Source organism: Kineococcus sp. DHX-1, from assembly GCF_042473625.1.
Lineage (GTDB): Bacteria > Actinomycetota > Actinomycetes > Actinomycetales > Kineococcaceae > Kineococcus.
Genome location: NZ_CP170445.1, coordinates 4,516,603 through 4,536,429 on the forward strand (window position 1 = coordinate 4,516,603; position 19,827 = coordinate 4,536,429).

Here is a 19,827-nt window from a genome sequence, read left to right on the forward strand (position 1 = left end):
CTCGACAGGTATGGCTCCGAGTCTGTCCGAGCCGGTGTTTCGGTCGTGTTTCACCGCCGTGAAACCTTCATGTCACGGGGACCGCGCGTCGTTCCGCGAGAACCGCGGCGTCAGCCCGCGGACACCGGGCGCCGCGGACCGGGGACCGCCCCCTCGCGCGCTGCGCACCAGGCCTCGAACTCCGGCGCCGGCAGCGGCCGCGCGTGCAGGAACCCCTGCGTCTCGTCGCACCCCAGGCCCGCGAGCGCCGCGAGGGTCTCCTCGTCCTCGACGCCCTCGGCCACGACGCGCAGCTGCAAGGCGTGCGCGAGCCCGACGGTGTGGGCGACGATCGCCGCAGCGCGGGGGTCCGACAGCAGGTCGGCCGTGAAGGAGCGGTCGAGCTTGAGCTCGCCGACGGGCAGCTGCCGCAGCTGGGTGAGCGAGGAGTAGCCGGTGCCGAAGTCGTCGATGCTGCCCTGCACGCCGAGCGCTCCCAGCGCCTCGACGACGGCGAGGCTGCGCTCGGGTTCACGCAGCAGCGCCGTCTCGGTGACCTCCAGGACGAGGGACGTCGCCGGGACGTCGTGCCGGGCGAGCAGCGCCGCCACCGTCTCGGGGAGCGAGGCGTCGAGCAGCGTGCCGGCGGAGAGGTTCACCGACATGCGCACGTCCAGGCCGCGCCGGCGCCAGGCCGCCTGCTGCGCCACGCTCTGGCGCAGCACCTCCTGGGTGACGGCGTCCATGAGCCCGTGGGTCTCTGCGACGTCGAGGAACTCACCGGGGGCCAGCAGCCCGCGGACGGGGTGCTGCCAGCGCACGAGCGCCTCGACCCCCGACAGGGTCCCGTCGGCGCTGTGCAGCTGCGGCTGGAAGTGGACGCGCAGCTGACCCGCCGCGATGCCGTGCCGCAGTTCGGCGACCGTCGCGAGCAACCCGTGGGTGTCACCGTGGCGGTCGGGGTCGTAGGTCACGACGGCTCCGCCCACGGCCCGGCCCGCGCGCTTCGCGTCGTACATGGCCGTGTCGGCGCGCCGCAGGAGCAGGGCGGCGTCGACGGCGGGTCCGGCGGCCGGTCGGGAGACCGCCCAGGTCGCGCGGCCCACGCTGAGGTCGGCGTGGACGCTCACGCCGCCGACGGGGAAGGGTTCGCGCTGGGCCCCGTCGAGGACGGCCAGGACGCGGTCGCCGGGGACACCGTCGTCGCTGACGACGACGAACTCGTCGCCGCCGAGGCGCGCGAAGACGGCGGACGCCGGCAGCTCCGGGGCGATCCGCTGCGTGAGCATCTGCAGCAGCCCGTCCCCGGCCCCGTGGCCGAGGCTGTCGTTGACCTCCTTGAAGTGGTCGAGGTCGAACACGAGGACCTGGACGCCGGCGGCCGGCCCGACGGCGGCGGCCCGCTCGGCGAGCACCTCGTCCAGGTGGCGCATGAGCGCGCGGCGGTTGGCGATCCCCGTGAGGTCGTCGGTGAGGGCCTCGCGCCGGCTGACGGCCAGCTGCGCGAGTTCGAAGAGGTTGACCAGCAGACGGACGCTCGACCCGAGGACCCCCAGCAGCGCGCAGAGGGCCAGTCCGCGCGGAGCCGCCGCGAGCAGGACCACCGTCGCGACGGCGAGTCCGGCCACGACGACGACGAACGACCCCACGGTCGACTTCACGGGATCGGAGGTCTGGGTGGGTTCGAAGCGCGCCTCGAGGACGGCGGCCGCGGCCAGCGCCACCAATCCCGCGCCCCAGAGGGGGAGCGCCCACGCCGGGCGCGTTCCTCCCCCCACCAGCGCGGCGACCCCGCCGGCCCCCGCGAGGGAGTAGGCGGCGAAGACGAGCCAGATCCGCACGTCGCGGTGCAGCTGTGCCGTGAAGGCTGCGGTGAGGGCGGCGCCGAGCAGGATGAACACGCACGCGTCCTGCAGGACGAGGAGCTGCTCGCGCCAGGACGCGGACCCCAGCAGGCCCGAGTCCACGCCGTCGCCGGCGCGCAGCGCCACCCCGACGCCCACCAGGGCGGCGACGACGAGGACGGCGCTGACGCCGTTGAGGAGGTCGTCGGGGTCGACGCCGGCGCTGCGCCGGCTCCAGCGGACGAGCGCGCGGTAGGCCAGGGGGAACGTGAGCGCAGCGCAGACGGCACTGGGGACGTCGACGTAGGGCTGGAGACCGGGGACCGCGGCGACCGCGGCCGTGGACACGGCGCCGACGCCGTAGAGGAAGCAGCCCCAGCTGAACAGGCGCCACACGAGGCCCTCGGCCGTGGCCCGGCACGCCCGCCACACCAGCACGCGCCAGGTCGCGGTGACGGCGACCAGGGCCAGCGCGAACCGCACCGTCGGCCACGGGCCCGCACCCGTCAGGGCGAGCGGGACCTGGGCCAGGGCCGAGACGAGGAGCACCGTCAACGCGACCGCGGGCCACCCGCGGCGCCGCGAGACGGCGACGACCCGGCGGGCGGGGGACGAGGACCTCGGGTGCGGCACACCGGTGTCTCGGCGCAACGATCGCCGGTGAGGAGAGGTCGTCACCCGATCCGGTCAACGGGACGACCCCCGGGTTCCGTGCCCGGGGGTCGTCCGAGGGGATCTAGGACGGGGACGTCAGACCGCGGTGCGAGTGGTGGACAACCGCCGGCCGAGCAGGAGCAGCGCCGCCGTCAGGGCCGCCGTCGCCAGGGCCGAGAGGGCGAAGAACGAGACCTCGTGCTCGGGGGAGTAGAGCTGCGCGAGCAGACCGGACAGCGACGACCCCCCGGCCATCGTGAGGAAGTACAGGGACAGCGTCTGCGACCCGTAGCTCTTCGGGGCGGAGGCCGTGGTGGCGGACATCGCCACGGCCGGGACGAGGGACTCGGCCACCGAGAAGAGCAGGAAACCGATGGCCGCCATCCACAGGGGGTTCGCCTTCCCCTCGGTGCCGACCCCCAGCAGGAACACCGCGTAGCCGACGGCCAGCGCCCCGAGCCCGATGCTCATCTTGGCCAGCGGGCGCAGCGCGGGACCGCGACGGCGCAGCCACAGCACGCCCAGGAGCGGGGACAGCACCATGGTCATGAACCCCTGTCCGGCGACGACGGTCGCCGGCGGGATCGAGATCCCCAGGACGTCCAGGTCCAGCCGGGTGTCCGCGTAGAGGGTGAACGTGGTGAACAGCTGGAACATCATCGTCCAGAAGAGCAGCGAGGCTCCGAAGACGGGCAGGTAGGCCAGGACGTCCCGGTGCTCCGCGGGTGTCACGGTGCGCGACGTCAGCAGGAGGGTGAAGTACCCGATGCTCGCGAGCACCACGAGGGCTGTGGTCACCGCACCGAGGCGGTCGAGGGTGAGCATCCCGGTGGTCCAGGCGACGGCGACGACGGCGACCGCGGCCACCACGACGGCCAGTACCCGCCGTCCCTGGCCCGGCTGGAGGGGGTTCGGGACGACCCGGGTCGAGTCGGGCAGAGAGTTCCAGCCGGCGACGTACTGCGCCAGACCGACCGCCATCCCGAGGGCGGCGGCGACGAACGCGATGTGGAAGCCGACCCGGTCCTGCAGCACCCCGGTCAGCAGGGGTCCCAGGGTTCCGCCGACCGTGATGCCCATGTAGTAGAACGAGAACCCGGCGTCGCGACGGTCCTGGTCGTCCTTGTAGAGGTCACCGACCATCGCGGTGGCGTTGACCTTCAGACCGCCGGTGCCGATGACGATGAACCCGAGCCCTGCGGCCAGTCCCCACCCGGAGCGGACGGTGGCGAGGACGACGTGGCCCAGCAGGATGAAACCCCCCGCGACGAGGACCGTGGTCCGGGCCGCGAGCACGCGGTCGGCCACCCACCCCCCGAGGATCTGGGACAGGTACACGATGCCGCCGTAGGAACCTGTGACCCCGAGCGCGGTCGCGGTCGGCAGGCCCAGTCCGCCGTCGGTGAGGGAGTAGTACAGGTAGAACGCCAGGATGACCTGCAGGCCGTAGTAGCTGAAGCGTTCCCACATCTCCACCCCGGCCAGGGTGACGAGCGCGCGCGGGGAGGACGGGGTGGTTCCGGTGCTGCCTTCGATCTCTCGGGCTGTGGTCACGGCGAACTCCGCGGATGAGGGGGACGGGGGTGGGTTTCAGGTGGTTCCGGGGGTGGCACTGGGGTTCAGGAACGGCGCTCGACCAGGACGCAGGCGCCGTCGGCCCGGGGGTCGGCCGCGGCGTCGAAGGCGCCGTCGGAGGTGATCAGGACCAGGTTCACCTGACCGGTGTCCTCGTCCGCCGCGGGGATGGTGGTGACCGCGAAACCCGCGGCGTCCAGCGCGTCGGCGACCGCGTCGTCCGCGTCCGCCTCCATCCGGGCACCCTCGGGAGGGTCGGTGCGGTCCAGGGGGCCGACGACCCACCGCGGGGCCGAGACGCTCTCCGCCGCAGTGCGTCCGGCGAAGCTCTGCAGCAGGACCTGCGCGTGGACCTGCGGCTGGGCCTTGCCACCCATCACCGAGCAGACGGTCTCGACCCGGTCACCGCGCAGGGTCATCACCGGCATGAGGGTGTGGGACGGGCGGCGTCCCGGGCCGACGAGGTTCGGGGAGGACTCCTCGAGGGAGAAGCTCGCCCCCCGGTTCTGGAAGAGGACGCCCGTCCCGGGGTCGAGGACGAACGAGCCGAAGTGCCCGTACACGCTCTGGATGAGCGACACCGCCGTTCCGTCGTCGTCGACGGCGGAGATCCCGACGGTGTCGCCGCTCGCGGTGTTCAGCGCGCGCCGGGCGACGGGGACGGCGGGGAACTCACCGGCCGCCATGGTCATGAGCTCCTCGGCCGAAGGTCCGCCGGTGCGGAGGTCGGCGAGGACCCCGTCCCGCAGGAGACCGCAGTCGTGCAGTTCCCGCGCCAGCACCTCGACCCCGGAGGTGAGGAGCTCCTCGGCGCTCAGCCCGGCCGTCTCGGCCGCCGCCAGGGTCCGCAGGAGGGCGAAGCCCTGGGTGTTCGGCGGGCTCGTCACGACCGTCCGGCCCGCGAAACCGCGGGTCAGCGGGTCGGTCACCTCCGCGGCGAACGACGCGAGGTCGTCGAGGGTCAGGGAACTGCCCGCGGCCTGCAGACCGGCGACGAGCCGTTCCGCGAGGTCCCCCGCGTAGAACGCGGTCGGCCCACCCACGGCCACCTGCTCGAGGGTGTCCGCCAGGGTCGGCTGGACGAGCAGTTCACCGTGCCGCAGCGGGCGACCGCCCGGCGCCAGCAGTTCGGCCAGCCCTTCACCGGTCTTCAGGTCGGGCACGGTGTGGCCGATCGCGCGGTGCAGGGACCGGCTCACCGGTACCCCCTCGCGCGCCCAGCGGACCGCGGGGGCCAGGAGCTGCGCCCAGGGCAGCCGACCCGCGACCGCTGCGAGCGCCTCCCAGCCGCGGACGGCACCGGGGACGGTCACCGTGTCGGCCCCGCGGACGGGCATCTCCCCGCCGTGGCGTTCGCGCAGGGCCGTGGCGTCGGCCGCGGCGCCGGCCGGGCCGGTGGCGTTGACGCACCGGATGCGACCGTCGGCGGTCCGCACGAGCGCGACGAGGTCGCCGCCGAGGCTCGTGTTGTGCGGGTAGACGACGCTCAGCGCGGCGGCCGCGGCGATCGCGGCGTCGACGGCCGACCCTCCCGCGGCCAGCACCTCCTCCCCCGCCCGGGTCGCCGCCCAGTGGGGGGTGACGAGGACCGAGCGGTGCACCCCGGCGCGAGTCCGAGCGAGCACAGCAGGCGCAGTGGTGCTGGAGGTGGTGCTCGAGGGGGTGGGCACTGCGGCGGACGACATGGAGATCGGGCCCTTCGACGACGGTGTGGAGGCGCTCGTACAGCGAACCACCACGACCCACCATTGGTCTAGGGGTAGGACCAAGTGAGCCAATGTCGAGTGAACACCGTTGTCGTGTCAGGCGGGTGACACCCGTGTTTCGCGTCTGTTTCGGCGCGCCGTCCCGCCCCGGGGAGCGCGGGATAGCCTGCCGGGGTGAGCATCGACTGGACGTCCTCGCGGACCAGCAGCGTCTCGCTCACCGATTCCCTGGCCGTCTCCATCGAGCGGCACATCGTGTCCGGCCGGTTGCAGCACGGGGACCGACTGCCTGCCGAGCGCGAACTCGCAGCCCAGCTGCGGGTCGCCCGCGGCAGCCTGCGCGAGGCTCTGGACCAGCTGGAGCGCCGTGGCGTCATCGAACGCCGGCGTGGACGCGGAACCACCGTCGTGGACCCCACGAGGATCGAGGCGGCGGACCAGCTCGCCCAGGCCTTCGCCGAGTCCTCCGTCAGCGCGCTCGACGCCCTCGACGTCCGCGAGTGCCTGGAACCCCCGATCGCCGCGCGGGCCGCGGGCCGTGCGACCGCCGCGGACGTGGCGCTGCTCGAGGCTGCCCTGCGCGAGGCGGAGAAGTCGCCGGACGAGGTCACGTTCATGGAGTGCGACCGCACGTTCCACCGCACCATCGCCCACGTCACGCACAACGCCCTGCTCGTGCGGATGATCGACCGGACGCGCGACCTCCTCGACCTCAGCCGCCGTGACCAGAAGTTCGCCGACGGGTGGCGCGCCGTCGCCAACGAGGAGCACCGCGCGATCTTCCAGGCCATCGCCGACCACGACCCCGTCGCCGCCGAGGCGGCCGCAGCCGCGCACCTCGCGGGGATCCGCCGCGACCTCGGCGGGCCGTCGCAGGACACCTGACCCCGGCTCCCCCGGGCCCGGTCGCCCACCAGGTCAGCGCGCCGGGTGGCCGCGAGCCCCGCGGACCTCACGGTGCTCGCCTGCACCTGGTCCTCGGGGGTTCGACCACCCGCTCCACCCGGGCGCCTGGACGCCCGGGTGGGTGGTGGTGCGTCAGGCCGGGTCGCCGAAGTCCGGCACCGGCAGGCGCGCCCCGCCCTGCTTCGCGGACTCGTTGGCGACGATCCCCGGCACGGTGAACCGCGCGGCGACCCACGCGTTGACCGGCGGGTGGGTGCGGTCGCGGACCGCCACGACGAAGTCGTCGGCGAGGAAGTGGTGCGCGCCCTCGTGCCCGTTGGGCGCGCCCTCGAACTCCTTCGGCAACCGGCTGCGGTCGTGCACCTTCGCCGTGCCGGAGCGGAAGCTGCTCAGGAGACCGGGGTCGATGTCCGAGAGGTCCTCGGGGACGTCGGAGTGCTCACCGGGCTTGAGTTCGTCGCTGATGTCGAGGGTGCCGCCCTTGTGGTAGTCCTCGCCCTCGGTCTTGACCGTGACGACGGTGCTGGTGACGGACTGCTCCATGACCTGCTCCGTGCCGTAGAAGCGGAACCGCGACTCCGGACCGCTCCAGTACCCGACCCGGCGGAACTCGTTGGTCCGCATGACCCCGCCGTCGGCGAGTTCGAACAGCGCCGACATGTTCGAGAAGTCGTTGTCCCAGCGCGAGACCGTCTTGTCGAAGACACCGTCACCGCGGGTGTCGCTGATGCCGGTGCAGCTGACGCTGACGGCGTGGGTCTTCCAGGCGCCCAGGACACCGCCGATGGCGTGGGTCGGGTAGAGCATGGGCGGGTAGCTGGCCGTCTCCTTCCAGTCCTCCCCACCGCTGTACTGGTAGGCCGCGTAGAACCCGTTGTCCATGTCGTGGACGTAGTCGCCCTCGCCGTAGAACACCCGGCCGAACTCGCCGGCCGCGATGTGCTCGCGCGCCCAGACGGTCGCGGGGTTGTAGTAGCTGGTCTCGCCCATCATGTAGACGAGCCCCGTCTCGCGCACCGCGGCGACGATCGCCTCGCAGTCGTCGACCGTGGTCGCCATCGGGACGGCGGAGTAGACGTGCTTGCCGGCCGCCAGGGCCTGCAGGACCAGCGGGCCGTGCGACCAGCGCTGCGTGAGGATGGCGACGGCGTCGACGTCCGAGGCCAGGGCGTCCTCGAAGGTGTCGAACGACCCCGCGAGCCCGTGGGACTCGACGTGCTGCTGCGCGCGTTCGGGGACGAGGTCGGTGACCCACACCTCCTCGACGTCGGGGTGCAGTTGCCACAGGGCGATGAAGCTCCGGGCGAACTGGCCGGTGCCGATGACAGCGATCTTCACGAGGGACTCTCCTGCGAGTCGAGGGTGCGACGGGCTGACCCCAGCATGGTCTACACGAGTCAACTTCGTCCAGGGGGTCCTGGCGACGGGAGCCGCTTGCCGTCGCAGAACGCCGGCGGTTACCGTGCGATGAGGCGCCCACCCCTCCCTGATGCCGGTCCGCCTGACGGCAGAGCACCAGGAGTGGACCGTCGTGATCTCCCCGCCTCCCGCCCACGCCCGCCTCGGGTCCGTCCGCCCCGCCGGGTGCGGAGGACGCCCGTGAACGGTCGGCGGAGCGCCGAACTCCGCGCCTTCCGGGCCACGCTCGTCGGCACCCTCGTCACGTCCGTCGGGCTGGGCCTGACGCTGCCCTTCACCTTCGTGTACTTCGACCGCATCCTCGGACTGCCGCTCCCCGTGGTGGGTGTGGTGGTGGCCGCGACGGCCGTCCTCGCCCTCGGCGCCAGCGGGGCCGGAGGGGCGCTCGCGGACCGCATCGGGCTCGGACGGGTGGCCGTGCTCGGGCTCACGCTCCAGGCGGGTGGAACCCTCGTCCTGGCGGCCGCGCGGGAACCCGTGCTCGGTACTGCCGGGCTGGCCGTGCTCTCGATGGGGAACTCCCTGGTGTGGCCGAGCCTCAACGGTCTCGTCGTCCACCAGGTCCCCGCGGAGCGGAGGTCCCGGGCCTTCGCGGTGCGCTTCGGGTTGATGAACGCCGGGCTCGGGGCCGGTTCCCTCATCGCTGCGGCGACGGTGTCGGTCTCCCGGCCCACGAGCTTCCACGTCGTCTACGCGGTGGACGGGGCCACGACCGCGGTCTTCGCGCTCATCCTGCTGGCCCGGTTGCGCGGCACGACGGGCTGGTCGGCGCACGGCGACCACGCCCACGTGGGGTCGAACGCCAGGTACCGGACGGTGCTGCAGGACAAGCCGTTCGTCGCGTACCTGGTCGTCCTCCTCGCGCTAGCGGTCTTCGGCAGCGCGCAGCTCCAGGGTCCGTGGGCGGCGTTCGTCACCGGAACGCCCGGGGGTTCCGCGCAGGTCGTCGGTCTGGGGTTCGCGGCGAACACCGCCGCGATCATCGCCCTGCAACTGCCGGTGGAACGCTGGTCCCGGGGACTGCGGCGCAGCCGGTTGCTCGTCGCGTGCGCCCTCTGCGGGGCCCTGGCCTGGGTGCTGACGGGAGCGGCCGGGTTCCCGGGGACGTCCACGACCGCGTCGGCGGTCCTGGCGGTGTCTGCCCTGGCGGTGTTCGGGGTCGGGGAGACCTTCCTCAGCCCGGTCATCAACGCCGTCCCGAACGCGCTGGCGCCCGACCACCTGCGCGGCCGGTACAACGCGCTGAACTCCGCCACCTACCCCGTCTCGAAACTCGTCGGACCACCCCTGGCCGGAGTCCTCCTCGGCAGCGGGGTGCCCGCGACGTGGGTCGTGACGATCACCCTCGGTCTGCTCCTGACGGCCGTCGCCGCCGTGCGGCTGGGCCGCCGGCTCCCGTCCCCGGTGGAGTTCCCCCGCCGGCAGCTCAGCCGCTGAGGGGGCGAGGATGTCCTGGTGGTCTCCTTCCTCGCCACACCCCCCTCCCCCGGCGGGCCGGCGTCCGGGGTGGTCGACGTCGACGGGGTGCGGCTGGCCTGGACGCGGAGCGGTCCCCGGAGCCCGACCCGGCCGAGCCTCGTCCTGGCACACGGTCTGACGGACTCCGCGGACACCTGGCGCCGGGTGGGCGAGCGGCTGGCGCAGTCCCACGACGTCGTCCGCTACGACGCGCGCGGGCACGGATCGTCCGACCGCACCCAGGACTACAGCGCCGAGGCCCACACCCGCGACCTCGTCGGCGTCGTGCGAGCGCTGGGGCTGAACCGGCCGGTGCTCGTGGGTCACTCCATGGGCGGCATCCACGCCACCCTGGCGGCGCGTGAACTCGCGGTGCGCGCGCTCGTCCTCGAGGACCCGGCCTGGCCCCAGGTGCCTCAGGACGGCAGCAAGGACGTGGCCGACAGCCGACGCCGGGTGGTCGAGGTGGCCGGCCTGACCGAGGACGAACGACGTGCCGTCGGTCGCGCACGCCACCCGTCGTGGCACCTCGTCGACGTCGAGACGTGGTCGCGTGCGCAGACCCGGCTCGACCCCGACGTCGTCGGATGGTTCCGTTCCTGGCGGACGCGGAACGCCTGGCGCGGGCACGTGTCGGGCCTCGACGTCCCCGGCCTGCTGCTCATCGGGGACGCGGAGCCGGCCGCCGTGGCGGTCCTGCCCGGCATGGCCGACGAGGCGCGACGGTTGTGGCCCCTCCTCCAGGTCGAACAGGTCGACGGCGCAGCCCACGACGTGCGGCGCGACCGGTTCGACGCCTTCGCGCGCGCGCTCACGGGGTTCCTGGCGGGGCTCGACACCTTGGGGCCGTGACCCTCGTGCGACAGGCTGACGGGGTGCCCTCCCCTGTCGACGACGTTCCCGCCGCGCTCCCCGACGTCCTGCCGTTGCGGCCGTTGACGCGGGCACCGGACGCCACCGTCCGGGTCCCGGGGTCGAAGAGCATCACCAACCGCGCCCTGCTGTGCGCGGCCCTGGCGGACGGCAGGAGCATCCTGCGCGGCGTCCTCCTGGCCGACGACACCCGCGCGATGGTGGACGCCGTCCGTGCACTCGGCGCGGAGGTGGACCTCGACGAGAACTCCCGCACGGCACGGGTCACCGGAGTGGCGCGCCCCGGGGACGGCCGCGCAGAACTCAGCGCCAGCGGTGGGGTGCACCTCGACGCCCGCCAGTCCGGCACCACGTCGCGCTTCGTCCTGCCCGCCCTCGCGCTGCTCCCCGGACGCAGCGTCCTGGACGGCAGCAGTCAGCTCCGCGCCCGTCCCTTCGGGCCCCTCGTCGAGGCGTTGCGGGAACTCGGGGCGGACGTCGAGGAACTCGGGGTCCCCGGCCGCCTCCCGGTGGCGGTCACCGGTCCTTTGAGCGGTGGACCCGTCGCGTTGCCCGGGCACCTGTCCAGCCAGTTCCTCTCGGGCCTCCTCTTGGCTGGCCCGCTCATGCGCCACGGTGTGCAGGCCGAGCTGACGAGCGCACCGGTCTCGGTGCCCTACCTCGAGATGACGGCGGCGGTCATGCGGTCGTTCGGGGCGCACGTGGACGGGATGCACGTGCAGCCCGGCGGGTACACGGGAACCGAGTACGACGTCGAACCCGACGCCAGCGCCGCCTCGTACTTCCTCGGCGCCGCCGCCGTGACCGGCGGGCGCATCACCGTCGAAGGCCTGGGTGACGCCAGCCTGCAGGGCGACGTCGGTTTCGCCGACGTCCTCGAACGCATGGGGGCCCGGGTCGAACGGGCCGCGACGTCCCTCACCGTTACCGGCACCAGCCGGTTGCACGGCATCGACGTGGACATGGCCGACATCTCCGACACCGCCCAGACCCTCGCCGCCGTCGCGGTGCACGCGGACGGCCCCACCCGCGTGCGGGGCATCGGCTTCATCCGGGGCAAGGAGACCGACCGCATCGCCGCCGTGGTCGCCGAACTCCGCCGGGCCGGCATCGAGGCGACCGAGGACCCCGACGGGTTCACGGTGCACCCCGGAACACCCGCCCCGACCCGCTTCGCCACCTACGAGGACCACCGGATGGCCATGAGCCTCGCGCTCCTCGGGCTGCGGCACAGCGGGATGGAGATCAGCGACCCGGGCTGCGTGGCCAAGACGTACCCGGGGTTCTTCACCGACCTGGCCGCGCTGGGCCAAGCGTACGGCTGAGCGCCCGCTCGTCCCACGTCAGCCGATCGACGACGGGCCCTCCACCACCGTGGCCAGAAGTTCCAGCGTCCTCTCCAGACGGTCGGCCGGGATCCTCGGGAAGGACACGCGGGCGAGAACGGCCGGGTCGGTGACCCGAGACCAGTCGTAGGAGTGGACGACGAGCGTGTGACCCGGACGGCCGCGACTCAAGTGGTAGCTCCACCGGACACCCGGAGGAGCCTGACCTCGTCGAGCCGTGGCCCAGGCGATGCACTCGTCGGGCATGAACTCCACGACGTGGTTCTCCGTCTGGTACGCGCTGTGCTCCGGGTGCCCGACCTCCGTGAGGTCCATGTCCATGACGAAGGTCTGGGCCGTCCCCGTGACGGGAGCAGACCCCTCCGCGGCACGCACCGTTCCCGACCCGTCGATCTCCGGGTGTCGGCGCGGATCGCAGAGCACCGCGAACACCGCAGCGGGATCCGCCCGCACCTCACGCTCGACGACGATCCGGGACACTCGAGGGTGGGCCACGGCAGAACCCTAGCCAGTGGCGACGACGAGGTGACCGGCTGCGAGCGTGTCGACCTGACAGCACGAACACTGCGGGTGGCAGAGTGCGCCCGTGGGCGGTTCTGGAGAGGCGACCCCCGAGCGCACCTACGCCCGACGCACCGGACGGGTGGTCGTGTTGGACGCGGACGACCGCGTCCTCCTGCTGCGGGTCCTCCGCCAGCCGCACCACCCGGCTGCCGGTGTCGTCTGGTACACCCCCGGTGGTGGGCTTCAAGCCGGGGAGAACGCCCGGCAGGCGGCTGCCCGGGAACTGCGCGAGGAGACCGGGCTGTCCTGCGTCGCGGAGGACCTGAGACCCGTGGCCACCACGAGCGGCCACGCCGAGGCGCACTGGATCAGCGGGCTGGTCCGGGACGACTACTTCCTGCTGAGGGTCGACCGGCCTCCGATCGACACGTCCGGCCAGACCGCTGCTGAGAAGGACAGCCACGACGGGTTCCGGTGGTGGCACCTCGACGACCTCGTGCGGAGCCCCGATCCGGTGCACCCGCCGTCGTTACCGGGCCTGATGGGTCGACTGGTCGCGCGACAGGTCCCGGACCACGTCGTGGAACTGCCCTGGGTCTGGTGAGCAGGCGGCCCCGGCCCCAGCGCGGACGAGGTCCAGGCCGGGTCCAGGGGCGCGAGGTCGCCGCCCGAGCCCACCAGGCAGGATCACGGGGTGGACTCCCTCACCGCCGCCGACGTGACCGCCGCCGCCGACCGCACCGCGGGCCGCGTCCTGCGCACCCCCGTCGTGCAGGTCCAGCCCGGGTTGTGGCTGAAGCTGGAGCAGCTGCAGCACACGGGCACCTTCAAGGCCCGTGGCGCCTTCAACCGGCAACTCGCCGCGCGCGAACGCGGGGAACTCGACCCGTCGCGGGGGGTCGTGGCCGCGTCGGGCGGGAACGCCGGACTCGCCCACGCCTACGCCGCCACGGAACTCGGGATCCCCGCGACGGTGTTCGTCCCCGAGACCGCCCCGGCGGTCAAGGTGCGCAAGCTGCGCGCGCTGGGTGCCGACGTCCGGTCAGTGGGCAGCGAGTACGCCCGCGCCTACGAGGCCGCGGTGGGGTTCGCGCAGGAACGGGGTGCGGTGTTCTGCCACGCCTACGACCAGCTCGAGGTCGCCGCCGGAGCGGGAACGCTGGCGCAGGAGATCGCCGAGGACGTGCCGGACATCGACACCGTCGTCGTCGCGGTCGGCGGCGGCGGGTTGTTCTCCGGCGTGGCGGCCGCGCTCGAGGGTTCGGCGCGGGTCGTCGCCGTCGAACCGGAGAACGCGCCGACCCTGCACGCCGCCGTGGCCGCGGGCGAACCCGTCGACGTCCCCGTGTCGGGTGTCGCCGCGGACTCGCTCGGGGCCCGGCGCATCGGCGCGCTCGGCTTCGACCTCGCCCGGCGCACGCGGCCGCTGAGCCTCCTCGTCGACGACGGCGCGATCGAGGCGGCGCGACACGACCTGTGGTCGCGGTTCCGCATCGTCGCCGAGCACGGGGCCGCGGCCGCGTGGGCGGGGTTCGCCGCCTACCGACCCGAACCCGGGGAGCGCGTCGCCGTCGTCGTGTGCGGGGCCAACACGGACCCCAGCGACCTGCGCTGATCGGTCCTGCTACTCGCAGGCGATCCCGTCACCGTCTCGGTCGAGGGCGGGACGGTAGCCGGGCTCCCCGCGGTACAGGGGCGCAACCCCCGCAGCACGGGCAGCGGCGCAGTTCGGGTAGTACGCACCCGTGGGGGGTGTCGGGGCGGGGGCTGGTGCGGGTGCCGTCACGGACGCGATCGTGCGGTTCACCAGAGCGCCCGTCGCCTGGGACCACTCGACGAAACCCCGCTGGAAGTCGACGCGGCGGCCACCGGCGACGCCGTACTCGTCGCTGACGGGGTACCCCAGCGCTCCGTTCTCGTATCCCGTCGCGCCGTACGCCGCCAGGAACGCGCCGCAGAGGGCGTGCGCCCCCGACGACGGGGACCAGTACGCGGTCCCACCCTGGAACTGCTGGTAGACACCACCCCCGGTCGTCGGGACCTCCTGTGTCGCGGGGTATCCGAGGCACCCGTTCTCGTACCCGGCGCGGGCGTACACGTCGCGGAAGGAACCGGAGACCGTGTGCGCCCCGGTCGCCGGCGACCAGTACGCCACCCCGCCCTGGAAGAGCTGGAACACGCCGCCACGGATCGGGACCTCCTGGGAGGTGGGGTAGCCGAGAAACCCGTTCTCGTACCCGAGGGAGGCGAACAACCGCAGGAACGACCCCGACACCGAGTGCGCCGCCGTGCCCGGGGACCAGTAGAGGGTCCCACCCTGGTAGTTCTGGAAGACCCCACCCCGGGCGGTGGCGTTCTCCCCCGAGGTCGGGTACCGGAGGGGACCGTTCTCCCACCCGGTGGACGCCCACAGGTCGCGGAACGACCCCGAGACGTCCCAGGCTCCCGTCGCCTGGCTCCAGTAGACGGCACCGCTGCGGAACGTCGCGAAACTCCCCGTCGCGGTCGGTTGCTCGCACGCCGCGACCGGCCCCAACGCACCCGCCGCACCGCCGAGCTGGTCCCAGCGGGCCTGCACGGCCGGCTGCAGGCAGTCGGCCGCCTGCGCCGCCGCGGTGGTGCTCGCGGAACTCCCCAGGCCGACGGCGAGCAGCGCCACCGCCGCCACGATCGATCGTCCTCGCACGTCGTCCTCCTCGCCCCGGCCGCCCCGTCGCAGCCCCTCCGGGAACCCTAGAGCTTTCCGGAACCCGGTGCACCAGTTTCGGCTCACTCCGACGGGTCAGGTGGCCGGCGAACCGCAGCAGCCGAGCGGGTGATTCCGCGACAACCCCCTTCGGACCGGTCGTCGAGGCACCGACACGCAACCGGTGAGTTCTCTCTTCCCGGTCCAGCCAGGGCCGGAGCACACCCTCGCCGATCCCGTCGTGGCCGCTGTGCTCGCCGACCTGACCCGCCGCTGCGGCGGCGTCCCGTGGTGGTGCACCGGACCGCACGACGACGACCTGCCCGACGCCGCCGGTCTCGTGGACCTGCCGCTGCGCGGTCCCGCCGGCGTTCTCCTCGGGCGGCTGCGCGGCGGGCCCTTCCCGGTGCCGCCGGCGGCGGACGTGGTGGCCTCGCTGCCCACCGTCCTCGACGTCCTCGGTGCCGTGCTCGGACGCGACGAGGACCTGCGGCAGGAGGCCGCACGCCGCCGGGAGGCCGAACGCGTCGCCGGCACCGACCCGCTGACCGGGCTGCTGAACCGCCGCGGCTGGGACCTTGCGCTCGCCGGGGCGACCGCGACGTCGGACTCCGAGCGTCCCGCTGTCGTGGTCGTCCTCGACCTCGACGACCTCAAGACCGTCAACGACGTCGAAGGCCACGACGCGGGCGACGCGCTGCTGCGCCGGGCGGGTCGCCTGGTCGCGGGAGCCGTGGAGGCCTGCGACGCGGTGGCCCGGACCGGCGGGGACGAGTTCTGCGTCCTGCTCCTGGGCCGGCCCACGGCCACCGCCGCCGAGGTCGTGCACCGGCTGGGCGACGTGCTCACGGCCGCCGGCGTCCCGGCCTCGGTGGGGGCGGCGGCCGCCGTCGGGCCGGACCTCGCGGGGGCGTGGGCCCGGGCGGACGAGGAGATGTACGAGGACAAGCGCGTCCGCAAGATCCGCCGCAGCGCCGTCCCGGCCACCCCGTCTCCGGCGCGACACCACGCGTGGTCGGGGGTGGCGGTCGACGACCTGCTGCGCCTGCTCACCGAGCAGCTCGGGACCGACGCCGCCTTCGTCAGCCGGTTCGCGGGCGAGGACCGCTACTTCCGCAACATCGTCGCGGACTTCGACACCCCCGTGGAACCGGGCGACATGACGCCCCTCGAGGGCACCTACTGCCGGCTCATCGTCGACGGCGTGGTCCCCGGCGTGATCCCGGACGCGCTCGAGGTCCCGGTGCTGGCCGACCTGCCCCTCACCCGCGCCCTGTCGATCCGCCGCTACCTCGGCGCGCCGGTGCGGACGAGCGACGGGCGCCTCTACGGCACCGTCTGCACGTTCTCGCAGCGCCCCGCCTCCCATCGGGACAGCGCGGCGGACGCGCGGGTGCTGCGGGCGCTGGCCGACGTGGTCGCCCGCCGGGTCGAGGAGGAGGACGGGCGGACGCGGGGCCGCTGAACCGTCAGCGGAACTCCGGGCGCAGGTCGTCGAGGTAGGGGTTCTCGCGGCGTGCGACCCGGACGACCTCCGGGTCGACGTCGGCGACGAGCAGGGCGGCGTCAGCAGGGCCCCCCACGGCCAGCACGTCCCCGGAGGGAGCGCAGATGCTGGACCGGCCGACGTAGCGCAGGTCGCCCTCGGCGCCGACGTGGTTCACGTAGGCGACATGGACCTGGTTCTCCCACGCGCGCACCCGGATCAGGTGCTCGGCCACGAACGCGAACGGTTCCATCTGGGCGGTGGGCACGACGACGAGGTCGGCGCCGGCCAGCGCGGCGGCGCGGACGGTCTCCGGGAACTCCACGTCGTAGCAGATGAGGAACGCGATGCGGACCCCCTCGAGGTCCACCGTCACGACCGGTTCGGAACCCGGGACGAACAGTGCCCGGTCGAGGTCACCGAACAGGTGCGTCTTGTCGTACCGGGCGAGGTGGTGCCCCCGGCCGTCGACCAGGACCACCGAGTTGTTCACCCCCGTCGCCGCGGGGAGCGGCAACCCGACGGCGAGCGCCACCCCGTGCCGCGCCGCCACGTCCGCGACCCGTTCCGTCAGGGGTTCGCGCGCCAGCTCCTGCACGAGCGGCCCGACGTTGTAGCCCGTGAGGAACATCTCCGGCGTGATGAGCAGCCCGCACCCGTCGGCGACGGCCCGGCCGGCGGCCTCGTCCAGGACGGCCAGGTTGGCGTCGACGTCGCCGGGCGTCCCGGCGTGCTGCAGTCCGGCGATGCGCACGGTTCTCCTCCTGGTACGGGGTTCCTAGGGAGCGGCGACGTGCAGGGCGAGCAGGGCCACGTCGTCCTCGAGGTCCTCGCCGACGAGCTCGAGCAGGCCGTCGCAGACCCCGTCGGCGACGGGGAGCGCACCCGAGCGCACCAGGTCGGACGCGGCGACCGCGAGCCAGTCCAGCCCCCGCTGCAGGTGCACACTGCGCCGCTCGACGAGCCCGTCGGTGCACAGCACGAGGGTGGAACCCTCGGGGAGGTCCACCTCGTGCTCGTGCCGGGCCGTCTCCGGCTGCAGGCCCAGGAGCAGGTCGGACTCGGCGTCGAGGTACCGGGCAGCACCGGGCGCGTCGACGAGCAACGGGGGCGGGTGTCCCGCGTTCGCCCACAGCAGCCGGACGCCGGTCACGTCCCGACGCACCTGGGCGACGACGACCGTCGCGAGGACGCCCACGTGCAGGTCGGCGATCGCCCGGTCCAGCGCCGTGAGGGTGGCGGCGGGGCCGGCGTCGGTGGAGTGGGCGATGCCGCGCAAGAGGTTCCGGAGCTGGGCCATGGCCGCGGCCGCCTGCTGGTCGTGCCCGGTGACGTCCCCGATGACGACGTTCAGGACGCCGCCGGCGGTCGTGAACACGTCGTACCAGTCGCCGCCCACGCGCGTGTGGTGAGCCGCCGGGACGTACCGGACCGCCACCTGCAGCCCACCGTCGTCCGGGGGCGTCCACGTCAGCAGCGTCTTCTGCAGGGTTTCGGTGAAACGGGCGGCCCGCGCTGCGGCGGCCGACTCCGCGGCCCGCGCCGAGAGGCGTTGCAGGGCTTGGGAGGTGAGCGCGGCGAACGCTTCGAGGAGCTGCCGCTCCGCCGGCCTCCACCGGTGGGGTTCGGCGAAGGCCACCGACAGCGCGCCCACGACGGAACCCCCGGAACCGTGCAGGGGGACCGCGGCCGAGGCCTCCGTCCCGGTGCGGGAGTAGACGGCCGCCGCGTCGGGGAACTCGGGGACGGTGGCGGCCAGGTCCGCCAGGAAGTGGGCCCGTCCCGTGATCGCCGTGTCCACCAACGGTAGCCGGACGGTCGGGGCGAGGTGCGCGTGGTCGGCGAGGAACTCGGCGTCGAAGGCCGTGGCCAGGGTCCGGACGCCGGGTTCGTCGTGGTCGATGAGGGCCAGGCCCATCGCCTGCGCCCCCAGCAACGGCGTTCCCCGGTCGGTGACGACCTGCAGGACCTCGGCCTCGGTGTGGGCCTCACCGAGGTCGGTGGCCACGGCGACGAGCCCGGCCATGGCGGCGGCGTCGGCGGCCCGTACCTGCGCGTCGGCGTGGGCGGTGGTGACGTCGGCGTTCGTCCCCACGAGCCGGACGACGCGGCCGTCGGTGTCGACGAGCGCTTGCCCGCGGGCGTGGACCCAGTGCTCGCTGCCGTCGGACCAGCGAGTGCGGAACTCCACCTCGATGGAGCCCGCCGTGGCGACGGCGTGCTGCATGGCGAGGTGGACGCGCTGCCGGTCCCGGGGGTCGACCGAGGCGTCCACGTCGGCGACGGTTCCCGTGGCCGCGCGGTCGCCGAACCCGAACATGACCGTGCTGCGCGGGTCCCACACCACGGAGCCGGACTCCGGTTCCCACTCCCACAACCCGAGCTGCGCCGCTTCGAGCGCGACGGCGAGCCGGGCCGACCCGGCGTCACCGACGGACGGCGCGGGTCCCGCTCCGGTGACCTCGTCGGGGCTCCGGCCGCTCACCCTCCGCACACTAGGCGGGACACCCGGTCTTTTCGACCGCAACGGCCGTACTGGTGCACAGGTCATCCCCAGGCGCGGTGGAACTGCCGCTGCAGCAGGGGTTCCGGACCCACCGGCTCACCGCGTCGCGCGGCGGCCCAGCGCACCGCGCTGCGACAGCGGGCGAGGAAGACGCCTCGCTCGACGGCCACGCACGGTGTCCGGGCGCCGCGCGCCACCACACGGGCCGCGTCGGCGCCCACCGCCAGGACCAGCCCCTCGACGTCGAGCGCGGGATCGCCCGTCCCGGCGTCGGACCAGTCGAGGACCCCGCTCAGGCCGCCGGACCCGTCGACGAGGAGGTGCTCGCCCTTCAGGTCCGCGTGCAGGACGACCGGTCCGTCGTCGTCCGCGCTCGGGAGGGGCAGGTCGGACGGTCGCCCCAGTTCCCGGACGGCGTCCCTCGCCTGGTGCCGCAGGGCGCCGAGGGGCGGGACGAGGACGTCGGGAGAACCCAGCGCGCGCACCAGGCCGAGCGGGACGGCGTGCAGGGTCCGCAGGAACCGGGACAGGTCCTCGAGGGTGCGAGCCGTCACCGCTGCCGCCTCGAGATCGTCGCCGGGGAGGCGTGCGTCGAGCGTCCACCGCGTCCCGCACCACGTCCCCGTCGCGGCGGCCAGCGGTACCGGCACGTCCACGTGGGGACGCAGGGCGTCGCGGACGCGGACCTCGCGGTCCAGGCGCCGGCTCGTCGCGGTGTCCGGCGCCGACCGCAGGACGTACCGCCCGGCTGCGGCGGTGACCCCCCACGAACGGTGGTCACCGCCGGACCCGGTGCGCACGAGGGTGACCGCGGCGCCCAGGGCCTCGGCCACCAGGGCCTCGGCGTCGGCGTCCGTCATCACCGGACCAGCGTGGCAGCAGGCC

16 protein-coding genes are annotated in these 19,827 nt (G+C 73.9%); 7 read left to right on the forward strand and 9 right to left on the reverse strand.

Annotation, left to right across the window (positions count from 1 at the left end):
* Positions 1–110: 110 nt before the first annotated feature.
* The 3 genes from ACFEMC_RS21840 to ACFEMC_RS21850 form a co-directional block, all read right to left on the reverse strand.
* Positions 111–2,456 carry a putative bifunctional diguanylate cyclase/phosphodiesterase gene (locus ACFEMC_RS21840; protein WP_380171836.1) on the reverse strand — a complete coding sequence of 782 codons (2,346 nt, stop codon included), beginning with the start codon at positions 2,454–2,456 and terminating at the stop codon, positions 111–113.
* A gap of 117 nt (positions 2,457–2,573) precedes the next feature.
* Complete coding sequence (locus ACFEMC_RS21845; RefSeq protein WP_380171838.1) at positions 2,574–4,031, reverse strand: peptide MFS transporter; 1,458 nt, start codon at positions 4,029–4,031, stop codon at positions 2,574–2,576.
* Between the two features lie 65 nt (positions 4,032–4,096).
* Positions 4,097–5,677, reverse strand: coding sequence for a gamma-glutamyltransferase family protein (locus tag ACFEMC_RS21850; RefSeq protein ID WP_380171840.1), 1,581 nt, complete (start codon positions 5,675–5,677; stop codon positions 4,097–4,099).
* A gap of 255 nt (positions 5,678–5,932) precedes the next feature.
* On the opposite strand from ACFEMC_RS21850, the gene ACFEMC_RS21855 reads away from it, so the two are divergent.
* The gene (locus ACFEMC_RS21855) at positions 5,933–6,643 is read left to right on the forward strand and encodes a FadR/GntR family transcriptional regulator (protein WP_380171842.1); all 711 of its coding nucleotides are present in this window, start codon (positions 5,933–5,935) and stop codon (positions 6,641–6,643) included.
* A gap of 153 nt (positions 6,644–6,796) precedes the next feature.
* Here the strand turns inward: ACFEMC_RS21855 and ACFEMC_RS21860 are convergent, their stop codons facing one another.
* Entirely contained in the window at positions 6,797–8,002 is a 1,206-nt protein-coding gene (locus ACFEMC_RS21860) for a Gfo/Idh/MocA family protein (protein WP_380171844.1), read from the reverse strand.
* 261 nt (positions 8,003–8,263) lie between these two features.
* On the opposite strand from ACFEMC_RS21860, the gene ACFEMC_RS21865 reads away from it, so the two are divergent.
* From ACFEMC_RS21865 to aroA, 3 genes are read left to right on the forward strand one after another with little or no spacing between them, the layout of a single operon-like run.
* Entirely contained in the window at positions 8,264–9,520 is a 1,257-nt protein-coding gene (locus tag ACFEMC_RS21865; RefSeq protein WP_380171846.1) for an MFS transporter, read from the forward strand.
* Between the two features lie 18 nt (positions 9,521–9,538).
* Entirely contained in the window at positions 9,539–10,393 is an 855-nt protein-coding gene (locus ACFEMC_RS21870) for an alpha/beta fold hydrolase (protein ID WP_380171848.1), read from the forward strand.
* Between the two features lie 23 nt (positions 10,394–10,416).
* Positions 10,417–11,739: a 3-phosphoshikimate 1-carboxyvinyltransferase gene (gene aroA / locus ACFEMC_RS21875; protein WP_380171850.1), complete on the forward strand. Its 1,323-nt coding sequence runs from the start codon at positions 10,417–10,419 to the stop codon at positions 11,737–11,739.
* An 18-nt stretch (positions 11,740–11,757) separates the two neighbouring features.
* Here aroA and ACFEMC_RS21880 read toward each other — a convergent pair whose 3' ends face one another.
* Complete coding sequence (locus ACFEMC_RS21880; RefSeq protein ID WP_380171852.1) at positions 11,758–12,255, reverse strand: polyketide cyclase; 498 nt, start codon at positions 12,253–12,255, stop codon at positions 11,758–11,760.
* A gap of 91 nt (positions 12,256–12,346) precedes the next feature.
* Here ACFEMC_RS21880 and ACFEMC_RS21885 point away from each other — a divergent pair, with 91 nt between their 5' ends.
* On the forward strand, positions 12,347–12,868 hold the full coding sequence (locus ACFEMC_RS21885) for an NUDIX hydrolase (protein WP_380171854.1): 522 nt from the start codon (positions 12,347–12,349) through the stop codon (positions 12,866–12,868).
* Between the two features lie 90 nt (positions 12,869–12,958).
* Positions 12,959–13,879, forward strand: coding sequence for a threonine/serine dehydratase (locus tag ACFEMC_RS21890; RefSeq protein ID WP_380171856.1), 921 nt, complete (start codon positions 12,959–12,961; stop codon positions 13,877–13,879).
* 9 nt (positions 13,880–13,888) lie between these two features.
* Here the strand turns inward: ACFEMC_RS21890 and ACFEMC_RS21895 are convergent, their stop codons facing one another.
* Complete coding sequence (locus tag ACFEMC_RS21895; RefSeq protein WP_380171858.1) at positions 13,889–14,950, reverse strand: excalibur calcium-binding domain-containing protein; 1,062 nt, start codon at positions 14,948–14,950, stop codon at positions 13,889–13,891.
* Between the two features lie 184 nt (positions 14,951–15,134).
* On the opposite strand from ACFEMC_RS21895, the gene ACFEMC_RS21900 reads away from it, so the two are divergent.
* Positions 15,135–16,415, forward strand: coding sequence for a diguanylate cyclase (locus tag ACFEMC_RS21900; protein ID WP_380171860.1), 1,281 nt, complete (start codon positions 15,135–15,137; stop codon positions 16,413–16,415).
* 4 nt (positions 16,416–16,419) lie between these two features.
* Here the strand turns inward: ACFEMC_RS21900 and ACFEMC_RS21905 are convergent, their stop codons facing one another.
* The 3 genes from ACFEMC_RS21905 to ACFEMC_RS21915 form a co-directional block, all read right to left on the reverse strand.
* The gene (locus ACFEMC_RS21905) at positions 16,420–17,190 is read right to left on the reverse strand and encodes a carbon-nitrogen hydrolase family protein (RefSeq protein ID WP_380171862.1); all 771 of its coding nucleotides are present in this window, start codon (positions 17,188–17,190) and stop codon (positions 16,420–16,422) included.
* 24 nt (positions 17,191–17,214) lie between these two features.
* Positions 17,215–18,921, reverse strand: a complete 1,707-nt coding sequence (locus tag ACFEMC_RS21910) for a SpoIIE family protein phosphatase (RefSeq protein ID WP_380171864.1) — start codon at positions 18,919–18,921, stop codon at positions 17,215–17,217.
* Between the two features lie 62 nt (positions 18,922–18,983).
* Positions 18,984–19,802, reverse strand: a complete 819-nt coding sequence (locus tag ACFEMC_RS21915; protein ID WP_380176902.1) for a phosphotransferase family protein — start codon at positions 19,800–19,802, stop codon at positions 18,984–18,986.
* Between the last annotated feature and the right edge of the window lie 25 nt (positions 19,803–19,827).

What these genes read in the sequence shown, in the direction of transcription:
- ACFEMC_RS21915 (WP_380176902.1), bottom strand. Translation starts at nt 19,802, where the DNA reads ATGACGGACGCCGACGCCGAGGCCCTGGTGGCCGAGGCCCTGGGCGCC.